This is a genomic window from Rheinheimera sp. (assembly GCF_965283995.1).
In the GTDB taxonomy this organism is placed as follows: domain Bacteria; phylum Pseudomonadota; class Gammaproteobacteria; order Enterobacterales; family Alteromonadaceae; genus Pararheinheimera.
In genome coordinates, this window is record NZ_CBDIQG010000002.1 from 1 (window position 1) to 11,060 (window position 11,060).

The 11,060-nt window shown below is 52.4% G+C and carries 7 protein-coding genes and 1 pseudogene; 1 reads left to right on the plus strand and 7 read right to left on the minus strand.

Going from position 1 to position 11,060, the window contains the following annotated elements; all coding sequences use genetic code 11:
- From ACQ66Q_RS20810 to pilV, 7 genes and pseudogenes are all read right to left on the minus strand, one after another.
- Positions 1-1,128: pseudogene (locus tag ACQ66Q_RS20810) on the minus strand (Clp protease N-terminal domain-containing protein); the annotation flags it as partial.
- A gap of 1,423 nt (positions 1,129-2,551) precedes the next feature.
- Complete coding sequence (locus ACQ66Q_RS20815; RefSeq protein WP_430458581.1) at positions 2,552-3,121, minus strand: GspH/FimT family pseudopilin; 570 nt, start codon at positions 3,119-3,121, stop codon at positions 2,552-2,554.
- Positions 3,118-3,633 (minus strand): type IV pilin protein, encoded by a 516-nt coding sequence (locus ACQ66Q_RS20820; RefSeq protein ID WP_430458582.1) that lies wholly within the window; start codon positions 3,631-3,633, stop codon positions 3,118-3,120. Before ACQ66Q_RS20820 ends, ACQ66Q_RS20815 begins: the two co-directional genes overlap by 4 nt.
- Entirely contained in the window at positions 3,630-8,063 is a 4,434-nt protein-coding gene (locus ACQ66Q_RS20825) for a pilus assembly protein (RefSeq protein ID WP_430458583.1), read from the minus strand. Before ACQ66Q_RS20825 ends, ACQ66Q_RS20820 begins: the two co-directional genes overlap by 4 nt.
- An 11-nt stretch (positions 8,064-8,074) precedes the next feature.
- Positions 8,075-8,557 (minus strand): pilus assembly PilX family protein, encoded by a 483-nt coding sequence (locus tag ACQ66Q_RS20830; protein ID WP_430458584.1) that lies wholly within the window; start codon positions 8,555-8,557, stop codon positions 8,075-8,077.
- Between the two features lie 161 nt (positions 8,558-8,718).
- On the minus strand, positions 8,719-9,768 hold the full coding sequence (locus ACQ66Q_RS20835; RefSeq protein ID WP_430458585.1) for a PilW family protein: 1,050 nt from the start codon (positions 9,766-9,768) through the stop codon (positions 8,719-8,721).
- A complete protein-coding gene (gene pilV, locus ACQ66Q_RS20840) occupies positions 9,765-10,415 on the minus strand; it encodes a type IV pilus modification protein PilV (RefSeq protein WP_430458586.1) in 651 nt (216 codons plus the stop codon). Before pilV ends, ACQ66Q_RS20835 begins: the two co-directional genes overlap by 4 nt.
- 174 nt (positions 10,416-10,589) lie before the next feature.
- Here pilV and ACQ66Q_RS20845 point away from each other — a divergent pair, with 174 nt between their 5' ends.
- Positions 10,590-10,808, plus strand: coding sequence for a hypothetical protein (locus tag ACQ66Q_RS20845; RefSeq protein WP_430458587.1), 219 nt, complete (start codon positions 10,590-10,592; stop codon positions 10,806-10,808).
- Positions 10,809-11,060 lie beyond the last annotated feature (252 nt).

The following is an 11,060-nucleotide window of genomic DNA, read 5'->3' on the forward strand; positions in this document are numbered from 1 at the left end:
GGTGGCTCAGCTCGGCCGCGGCCACGATGGCGGGGTCGGTGATGTCCACGCCATGGTGCACTTCGTATTTTTCTTGCAGGCCACGCAGGATGGCGATGGTGGCCTCCACAGTGGGCTCGCCCACCAGAATCTTCTGAAAGCGCCGCTCCAGCGCCGCATCCTTCTCAATGTACTTGCGGTATTCGTCGAGCGTCGTCGCGCCCACGCAGTGCAGCTCGCCACGGGCCAGCGCGGGCTTGAGCATGTTGCCCGCGTCCATCGCGCCCTCGCCCTTGCCAGCGCCCACCATGGTGTGCAACTCGTCGATGAAGACGATGGTCTGGCCTTCGTCCTTGGCCAGCTCGTTCAGCACGCTTTTCAGGCGCTCTTCAAACTCGCCCCGGAACTTGGCCCCCGCCAGCAAGGCGGCCATGTCCAGTGAGAGCACGCGCTTGCCCTTGAGGCTTTCGGGCACTTCGCCAGCCACAATGCGTTGGGCCAGGCCCTCAACGATGGCGGTCTTGCCCACGCCGGGCTCGCCGATGAGCACGGGGTTGTTCTTGGTGCGGCGCTGCAGCACCTGGATGGCGCGGCGGATTTCATCGTCGCGACCGATCACCGGGTCGAGCTTGCCCAGGCGGGCGCGCTCGGTCAGGTCCATGCAGTATTTGGCCAGGGCACCGCGCTGGCCTTCGGCCTCGGCGCTGTCCATCTTCTGGCCGCCGCGCACGGCTTCAATCGGCAGCCTCCAGGCTCTTGCGCGTGAGGCCGTTGTCCTTGGCTATTTTTGCCGCCTCGCCCTTGCTGTCGATCACGGCCAGCAAGAACAGCTCGCTGGCAATGAACTGGTCGCCGCGCTTGATGGCCTCCTTCTCCGTGGCCTGCAGCACACGGCCCAGCTCGGGGCCGCCCTGCACCTGGTCCATGCTGATCGGGGACCGGCGCCCAGTCGGCCGCCTCGGCCGCCGCCAGCAGGCCGGGCACATTGGCACCTGCACGCTGCAGCAGCGCCTTGGGGCCATCGTCCTGCTTGAGCATGGCCACCAGCATGTGCACGGGCTCGATGTAGGCGTGGTCGTTGCCCAAGGCAATGCTCTGGGCATCGCTCAGGGCTTCCTGGAACTTGGTGGTGAATTTGTCGAGACGCATGGTCTATATCCTCCGAATTGCACTGAACTTGAGGCAGGGGGTGCCTGATTTCAAGACAGTGCCGCGCCAGACGATTGACCTAAGTCAGCGATTGGCTGCGAATCGCTGCCGGCAGAGATCACACAAACGACTCTCTTCACAGATTGGTTGTGATCACTCCGTAGCGCTGCACGAACTAATACTGCCTCAGTATTGGCGACCTAAGCGCGCGCCCAGCATCCAATCGTGCGCAGCGCAGGGGGACATTGCCGCTATGTCGGGCTTCGCGCCCCTTGCACGCGCACCGACCTCAAACAGGCCATTTGCTGATGCCGCGCCATCCAGGGATTGCCTAGATGGAACAGCGTCACGATCTGCACTGTGTTCTTCTTGAACCTCCTGTGGCGCAGATTCAGGTACTCGAACTCTTGCTTGGGCAATCTAAAGGGATGCTCAAACTAGGCTCGGATATGGCTTAAGGTCTTCTCGTACTACTCCAGCAAAGCATCCCCATTGCGTGCCCTGTCCAGCGCCTTGCACTTACCGCGACCCACGGGTACTTGCAATGGTAAGTGCTGGTTTGCATTGGGTCGGGTGCCCAGCCTTTGGCAATTCTCATCCTCACAGACACCAGCCCCCTGCCCGTGGAACGGTGTATTTGCCTCCACCAAGTCGCGCACTCTTCCAGCGGTGCATCGCACTATGCGCTTCGGTTCCGAATCCCCAGCAATATGCGCCTTGATAACGAGGTATCACTGACTGATCTTCCCGCATCAAGACATCTCAATCTCGCACGCTGATTTGGATATTGGTCGAGCTGGGAACTGCAATGGGCATGACATCCGACATCGCGCCCGCTTGTAGTTGCACTTCCCTGGCCTGCAGCAGAACATTTGAAGTGTTCGAGTTCTGATTGGGAAGCTTGAGGCACTTCAGACACTTGCCCTAGCGCAGCATTCTCGACTTGCTGGCGATCTAATCATCCTATTGGATCATACCGGCAAACTCCCGAAAAGCTGGCACGTCGCGCAGTGCTTCTTCCAGCGCCGAGGCACTGGGCGTGCGCAACTACGGCATGAATAAAGTACACAGAAAAATGCCCACCGCAAACGGCGGCCGGCCTCAACACCCGCTCTACAGGGCATTGAACGTTATTTGCCAGATCGTTTCAGTACAGGAACACCGATTCAATAATGTCGGTGAACTTGTCCTCAGACGTAGGCTCAGCAGTGTCGCCCAAGCATAGGCTGACTGCTTCATTTGGATATCACCTTGGTTTCAGCGCTGTGCCATCAGACCGCTCAGAGAATCTGTAAGAGAACCCTTAGACTGTAGCAACCCAATGCTACCAATAATCGACTACAGTGCTACTTCGTCAAACAAACCGAATACATTTATGACATAACCAGCTGAATCTACCCAGTCGCAACGAAATCAAATTAAATCACTGAGTCGCAGAACTTGTGCAGCTTGTATCTGTGCTGGGCTTGCATGTCCTTACTCGGCCGGTACGAGCTACCACAACACGCCGGGTTTCCTCTAAAGCACTTGAACTTGGTGTATCTGTCCGGGCGATGGTTAAACTTAATGCTACTGGCGATGCGCTGTTGTCTATTGAATACCCAGAATTATCGAACTTAATATAAGGACTTGAGCCTGAAGCAATGCTATTGCCAGAGATATCAAAATAGCTCTTCGGGGCATTCTGGGCCTGAACTGCAACGTCGGTTCCTTCTGTGTAGGAATTATCACGATTCATATCCACATATACTAACCAACCGCTATTCCAGCCCGTCCCCTTAGGAACAACAAAAGCATTTTTGCCAGTTTTCATTGCCTCACCCTTCGCGGCATTCACTGCAGCCAAAAGCGAGTTGGTCAGCGAAGTAAGCTCTGAGTTGCGCTGGTATTGAATGAAGCTAGGCACAGCAAGGCTGGCCAATACAGCCGCAATAGCTATAGTGACAATCAGTTCAATGAGCGTAAAGCCAGAGCTACGAATTTTCATCATCATGGCCAACAAAGTTTAGGGTCTGTTGATGCGGATGTACCCGTGCAGGACTTCGTACCGGTAGTAGTCATCTGCAAAGCACCAACTTTAGGATCAGCCTTGACGGGCGTTGCCACAACTCTGACGCAATCTCCAATTGAAAGGGTGCCTGCGCCAGCTGGACAAGCGTCTGCACTCAATATGTAGTGAGAATTGGCTAAAGTGTCTCCCGAAAAAGTCTTGAAAGGCACAGACGCCGCCGTGACCCCACCACACGCTGAACCAGGGGAGGAGGCGGTCGCGACACCTGTCGACGTGTTCGTGGTGAAACCAAGGTAGCAATTCTGCTGAGTAATATAGCGCTCCTGTTGCTGCAGCAACTGAGCCACGGCGGTCCTGCCTTGCGCTCTACGCCCCTTAAGAACCGAGTCAGTGTAAGCGGGATAAGCAACAGCAGCCAAGATGCCAATAATTGCCACAACAATCATGAGCTCGATCAGCGTGAACCCTACGGAATATTTTCTAGATCTATTCATGGCGCATTCTTCATATCTTGATAATTAAAAATTTGCCGCCAGTTCAAACGCCCAATCGTTTCTTTCGTTGTGACAGGAGGCGCGCTGGTGTCGATACCGCTCTGCGCCTGTGTGAAGCGGCGCAGTGTCGTTGTGCGAACACGCCTTCCAGTGCTGTCCGATGGGGTGACGACTGTTTCCGAATCACTAGATAACAATACCGGAGGGCCAAGCAAGCCAAGGCTAGATGGCACGTACGATCCAGCGCCACTGTTGATGCTCAAGAAATATTGATTCCCACTACCAAGAGTATTGGAGCATGAGCCAGCACCAGCCGAGGTAGAGCCAGGAATCTTGGAGTTGATAGCAGCATACAAAGTACCTAAATCAAGTGCAGCTTGATCGATTCTTTCCCCTGCAACAGGTAAATCAAAATACCACCCTGCACGGCTCGTCATATCGGCGTTCGTTGATGGCCGCCCCCATTTGAATGCACTCACCGTAATCACTTTGGTGGTTGTATTTACCGTCCCGGCCTGCAGACGTCCACGACCTGTGATCACGCTAGCACTGGCCGGGGAGTTATCCGCTGTCGTAGCACCATTGTCATATACCGCATATACCGATTGGGTGGTCGTAGATATATTATCGCCGGACTCAAGGTATTTACCAGTTCCAAACACCACATAAAACGACTCCAGCCCTCCAACAATCGGCCCCGCGAAAGGCGTTGGCGCTGCGAAAATCGGTTGAACTTTGGGCGTCGCATCACCTGTTCGAGCGATATACAACGGATAAGGAATCGGACTACCCGCGCTACCTTTATCAAAATAAGACAGCTTGTCCATATTCCAGTCTGCGGGCTCCTTTCCGGCGAATTTGAGTCTCCATAGAGCCCCATGAAGATCACCCATATAGATGTCTGTCATCTCACCCTGGGTACCATACAAAGCACTAAAGTTGGTCAAACCAGTGGCATTGGCCGAAGCCAAAGATGAATCAGTAGGTACCGATATCTTGTAGTAATTGGTGCCGAGTGACCAAGCGGCCCCAGAAGGCTTATCAAGGGCTAGCAGAAAAAGCGCTGGCTTACCTGTAGAGCTAAACCTGTTATCAGCATCAGGGACATAATTATTTACCCCACTACCGACTACAGCAAACCAGCGATAGGTAACCGTTGCACTTGTTCCACTGGTTTTAATTTTTAATATCTTGGGCTCACCCACAACTTGCCCCATGTCTTCATCATCGGCACGAGTGAACTCCCACATGACATTGGACGCACTGAAGTTAGCAGGGTTAGATACATCAAGCGCAAACACCCCAGAGCCGCCACCACCCGTTCCGGACACGAGAACCGTCTTCCAATCAGTGCTTGCGCCACTGTTGGCTACCTGCGCTTCTGAGACTACGGAGGGAGCATCTACATAATTTTGATGGTTGTTAGCGAAAGTAGGATCTGTCAATGCTGATAAATTACGCCCAAGCCAACTTGGAATATAAGCAAACAACTCATCGCCCGTAGTAGCGTTGAATGCGTGCAACATACCATCATTAGCCCCAGCAAAAACGGCGGCGGTGCGTGAATCATAGGCAGCACGAAACGCGGTATATCCCGTGCCAGTGAATGACTTGGAAGGAGCCCCGGAGTACGAAATATTAGAGTTGACAATGTCGCCCAACAAAGAACTCCTCACCCGGAACGGCGCACCCTCCTTCGTCCGGTCCCCTCGAAGATAGGCAAGACGGTCTGCAGCCAAACCATCTGAAGCCGCGGTCGGGCTCGCCTTGTCAAGCTGGGCTTTCAATGTTGCATCAATCGCACCCCATGTGAAGGCAGTGGCGGTAGTACTAGATGTAGCGCCCACACGCCCCACAAAAATCTTGCGGTTAGCAGCAGGTGAAATCATGTTGTCCAACCGCTGCGCAGCACTCCAAAGCTGCGTACCAATAACCAAGTTATTACTTGCGTCTTGAGTGATAGGTTCGGCAACCACATCCCCACTCCAATTGCTGGTGTCGAATTTAGCGGAATAGGAAACCGAATTACTGGTCACTTTGCTGCCAGTACTCAAACCACCACCGGCAACACTTCGTGCGCTGGTAGATGCCCTGCTGAAAATCTCATCAAATGCAGTGAGCACCTCACGCGCCGGCGACGTCTTAGCAGTGTTGTACACATAGTAAGTGCTTGCCTCGCCAGGCTCTGCGGTTTTTTGCCAGACATTATTATTATTTACATTATTTTGATCCTTAAAAGGATTTCCTTTTACATTATATGGCTTTTGCCCTGGATTAGTTGGATCAGTCTCAAAACCGCCATACTTGGCCGCCATAAAAAACTGATTAGCCGTCCGGCGTGTGGTGTCATTATTCTGTGCACCATACTCATTCACATCGAAAACAAAAGTCTTCACCCGGAGTCCCGGCCGTTGTTTGGCTGTATCAGCAGTCCAACCGGCTCCCCGGATGTCGTGTGTTCTGGCCCAATATGCAGAACCCATGATTTGACTTGTACTCGTAGCAGAGGGCACACTATTATTTGCAGTATTCGGATTTGCAATACTCTGAGTATTCCCCTGCCCATCCAGATAAGTTCCGACGGTATTCTTTTCGAATTTTTGAACAATTCCTCGCCAGTAATTAATATCTGGAACATTCCCAGAGGCGCTGGCGGTCGGCAGTCGATTTCCATCATGAGTATTAATATCACCCACAACAACGATATTACTCTTCACACACGAGTAATCACTAGTATTACTACGCCCATCTCCATATGGATCGGTCCAAGTTGTAAAATATGGGAAACCGTCTGCCATAGTTGCTGTGATAGTCCCACTGATCGCATCTGCACTAGGTTGAAGTCCTTGCAGATAACGAAGCGCTTCATAATGCAACTCGCCCACTGGGTCATATTTCTTGTAAACACCAGGCGAGGGCCCGGTTCGACCGAATTTATTCAAATAATTTATGACCCCACTGATCGCGGGAGAGACATTAGAATCTGGATTATCATAGAAAACTCCGGTATTCGCATTCCACTCAGCCTTAGCATTTCCTCCAGCAGGCGTATTATCCTGACCAGTAACACTATAGGTTTTGGAACCCACATACTTCATGGGAGCCCGCAAAACACCACCATACCGACCACCAGCGTCATAACTTGCCGTTTGATCTAAAAGATAACCGAACGCGGCAAGACGAATTTGGTCGCTGTACTTCTGAATCACACCGGTAGGCTTAAAGTTTCCATTGGGATATTGCTTGCAAAAATTGTAATTGCGAGAGTCTTGCAAGGTTCCAGACGAGGCATTACAGACCTGTACCCGAGCATAGAAAAAGCCGTCGGAATTCAAAGCCGCGCTAGAGGTTGGAGGGGTCCAAGATCCAGTGTAATCGGAAATATAGCAACTCTTTCCCACTCCAGACCACGGGTCTCCAAAAACAGCATTCGTGCAAGAGACCCCGTTATACGCTGGTGCAACTTTCCATTTGTTGGTTCCCCCGGATTTTGCGCCGTACCAAACCTCTTTCACCCCAGTGAAACTACACGTTCCATTTTCAGCAGCACACAGTGTTGAACTGCCTGGCCGGTTGACGGCCTGATCGGAAATCGGACCAATTGCTGTAGAAGCGGAGCTAGCACCCAGAATATAAGCACCAGTGTTACCACACCCCCCCGTTTGGGATGTGCCAAAATAAATGCGATTCAGTGTATTGGCAACATATATATCATTGCCGTTTGCAGCAGTGATCATGGCGGTCGGCACAGCCCCCCAATAGGTACCCGCACCACCACCGTCCTTCAACAACCGTTTTGCCGGGAAGTTTGAACTATTCCACATGCAAGTTGGATCGCCGTTGGGAATAACCGCTCGCTGCAAAATAGTCAAAGATGCAGTATCTATATAACGATCACCACCAGACAACGCCAGACGGAGCATGTCAATGGCTGAACTCGATGACCAATTTAGAAAGTTGCCACTGAATGCGTTTGTACATTTGCGGCCGGTAGCTGCACCCACACGATCAAATCTTTTAAAATCTGCAATTGTTTGCGTGCCAGACGGTGTTTCTGTGGGGGCGTCATTGTATGCATAGCAACTCTCGGCGTCATAGTATCCAAGATACTCTTTAGCGACGTCGTAAGTGCTATCCGTACTTCCACCTGGAGTGTATTGCGCACCCACAGTGGGGAACTCAACCGAAAGGGCAAGTGCCATCGCTGGCTTATCCACCACAACTGCAGCGTACAGAGGCTCGTTGGCTAGCGCAATGGCAGGGATGGATGGAGGAGTTCCACTCCCAATTGCGACGAAAGAAACAGCAATAGCGAGTGGAGCCAAACCCCACGCAAAGTATGCGGTACGCGAGTGGGGAATAACACCTCGAATTTTTCGAAGCGTTTCCACAACAGCAACATTCAGATTTTTGGGAAAATTCAACATCATGATTTCACCGCTCAATTTCTATAAATCATCTGGAGCACTCCCTGTGTTTCCCCATTAGGCCCAAAACCCATAGAAGTAACCCGATACACATAAGAGGGACCAGAGCCGGCGGTAGGGTCGGTGGTTCTATACGATTTAACCCCAAACCTATCAAGAATCGGCTCAATCACATAACGGGGCGGTTTGGCTGGTTGAATGCCTTTAACACCCGATGGAAAATCCCGCCCGGTATAGGTGCCCAATTCCACCGCCTTGGCGCCGGTACCTGTTGCGGTGAAATCAACTGTTAACCAAGCGGGCTTTCCAGTTTCTTTGAGACCACACAATCCAATACTTTGCCCCGAATCACCGCAGTTATCAATAAACTTCGCCAGATCAACGTCACCTCGTTTAAATATCGTATTTCTCTTGTTTGACGATGCAACTGGAAGCCCCTCGATATCAAACTCTGCATCTATCAATCCAGCTTCAGCGCTCTGCCAGGCGATTTGCATATCCCTGTCATTTCGAGTTCCCCGCTCACCCATCATTGAAATTTGTATCCCCCACCCCGAGCACCGAAACCACAATGAGAATCAGCATTACAACAATCAACGAGAGACCCCGCTGATTAATTGGCGCTTGATATTTTTGTTGAAAATGTTTTTTTGCCATTTCAGTACTCACCCTGAAAATTTCGCAGATGCACTGTAAAGGTGACAACTTGTCTTAAGCGGCTATCCACCGTGGGGGTATATTCTGTGCCGGGATCTGTTGAATTGTTAGCAAAACCAGACCCTGCGGTACCGCCACCCGAGCCCTTGGAAATCCCCAGTGGATAAAAAGTTTGACTGGCACTATCAACAGCGGACCCGCGTGGTCCGCGCAGCACGACACCAATTCGGATGCTTCTGACACGCTGCCAGTTGGCATAAGTCGCAGCGTCATTGCCAGCAACCGTCAACTGATCCGCCCGTAAATATCGCTCAGGAATAGAATCTGCTGAAGCGGCAGGAATAGGGACAGTGGTATTACCTGGCCCAATACCATCCACCCCGTAGAGGACTTGAAAATTCTCGACACCAGAGATAATCGGCTGCACATCATAAGGAGCCGCTCCAGTGTCTGACCGAGAACATAGAAGCGAGGGTTCACCGTCTGATCCAACGCCCACGTGGAGAATACTAACCAGCTTGTCATCAAGTCCAGTGGGGACAGCTGTAGATGCCACACCCGCACAGTCAATCATGGTGCCATCAGAGGTCGCCGCATCTGGAGTCGATGAGCTAGTCTGATGGCGGAGCACTAGGATATCGCTGCCGTAGCCGACCTGTCCCGAAGTACGCGTAGTACCCGCATCCCACGTAGCGGTGGATGTACGAGATGCATTATTCAAACCAAAGATATTGGGAGGAGGAGCACTAGCGCCGTACGCTTGGTTTGGTTTGGCAATCGTATCCGTTGCAAACTTAATATCTCTATAACCCGCCTGTACGCCAAGGCGCTGGGTGAGGCTTTGCAGATAACGCCCGTTATCGCGCAACTGCGAGGCAGCATCCACAGCAGTAAAACCTTGGCGAGAAATCAGTAAAGAAGCAGCGGCGGCAAGTGCAACCAAAAGGCCTAGCGCCATTGCAACCATCAACTCAACAAGCGTTACGCCTTTTTGGTGATTCTCTTTGCGTTGTGCCGCACCAGAAGAGCGGAAAGTTGAGTATTTCATCATGTTGCGTTCCCACCAGTCACAGGAACTACGACGTAAGGGCGGCTGCCGCTATCACTCGCTCTTTCCAGAGCAGCACTACCAGTCTGGCTCTTGTCAGTCCCCGTCCGTGTCCAGCCAATTTTGATGAATACGATTTCATCAGCACCCGTTGCACTGCAAGTCCACTGAGGTAGGCCATTGGAGTCATAAGGCGCTCCATCGAAGCAAACCGTGACACGGGCATCAGGCAGTTCAGCCGCCACACGAGCCAGCCAATCCGTCATTTCTGCGCTGGCAACATCCAGCGTGGATGTGCAACCGGTCGAAGCATTGGCAACTCTCATGCAGTAGCTTGGCGACGCCATCGTCATAGAAGTTACCAAATACGGATTGGCAGAAGCCGTGGTCTTAACGGCGATTTCCTTGTTCCCTCGCATCATTTCAGCAAGCTCGCGGGCGAAAACCACGGCTTGAGCTTGAAGTCGCGCGTCGCGATTAGCCTGAATCGCAAATGCCTGCATCCCTACAGTCCCCAACATACCGAAGGCCAAAACCACAATCGCAACCAAGACCTCCACCAGGGTGAAGCCGCTCTCGGAACGACATTGACCCACTTTTTGCGCGGATGAATGATCACAAACGATGCCGAATGAAGATCTATATTTCATGGGCATATCTTACGGAGTGGGCCTGCTTTGGTGTAGGTGCGGGCAAGCCGTTTGTGCGTTGGAATTGACCGCCGGGCACCAAACTGAAACGTACCACTAGTGTCCGCACTCCACAGTGCGAAATCCACGATGGTCTACGCCCCCGCACGTTGCAGGGCTCCGAAAAGTTACTGAATGAAACAAAAAATCCAGATCATCCCGTCGTCTTTGGACCTTGACCGCAACAACCAAGCCCTTTTTGCGGCGATGTCGGCCCACGTTTTGGCAGGCAGAGCGGTCCTGCGGGCAAACTTTGACAACACCGATGCCGTGGCGCCGGAAAATACCCCAGGTGTCACAATGAACTCGCACGTCGGTTTTCGCTTTGTGGGACAGGCCAGGAGTTCTGCCTGACTCACGTTCCCCGTGACGCACACGATAGCGCTGATCGTCTACCGAGCTTTGCGCACGAGTGGCATCGCATTGCTCTGCTTGTTCGTGTCCGCGATAAGCTGGTGTTGGCTGGGCTCTAACCAAAGTGATGATCGTGCTCGTCCCGACATTCTGTATTTGTCGGAAAGAGAAGGCGCAGGCGATTTTCACCGCCTTATGCTCATCCCTCAGATTGCCGGGGTGCGAGCGCAAAGCCAGTTTGGTGTTGTGAGC

Excerpts from the sequence above, each read along its gene's own strand:
- ACQ66Q_RS20815 (WP_430458581.1), bottom strand. The coding sequence starts at position 3,121 with ATGATGATGAAAATTCGTAGCTCTGGCTTTACGCTCATTGAACTGATT.
- ACQ66Q_RS20820 (WP_430458582.1), bottom strand. The coding sequence starts at position 3,633 with ATGAATAGATCTAGAAAATATTCCGTAGGGTTCACGCTGATCGAGCTC.
- ACQ66Q_RS20825 (WP_430458583.1), bottom strand. The coding sequence starts at position 8,063 with ATGATGTTGAATTTTCCCAAAAATCTGAATGTTGCTGTTGTGGAAACG.
- ACQ66Q_RS20830 (WP_430458584.1), bottom strand. The coding sequence starts at position 8,557 with ATGCAAATCGCCTGGCAGAGCGCTGAAGCTGGATTGATAGATGCAGAG.
- ACQ66Q_RS20835 (WP_430458585.1), bottom strand. The coding sequence starts at position 9,768 with ATGATGAAATACTCAACTTTCCGCTCTTCTGGTGCGGCACAACGCAAA.
- pilV (WP_430458586.1), bottom strand. The coding sequence starts at position 10,415 with ATGAAATATAGATCTTCATTCGGCATCGTTTGTGATCATTCATCCGCG.
- ACQ66Q_RS20845 (WP_430458587.1), top strand. The coding sequence starts at position 10,590 with ATGAAACAAAAAATCCAGATCATCCCGTCGTCTTTGGACCTTGACCGC.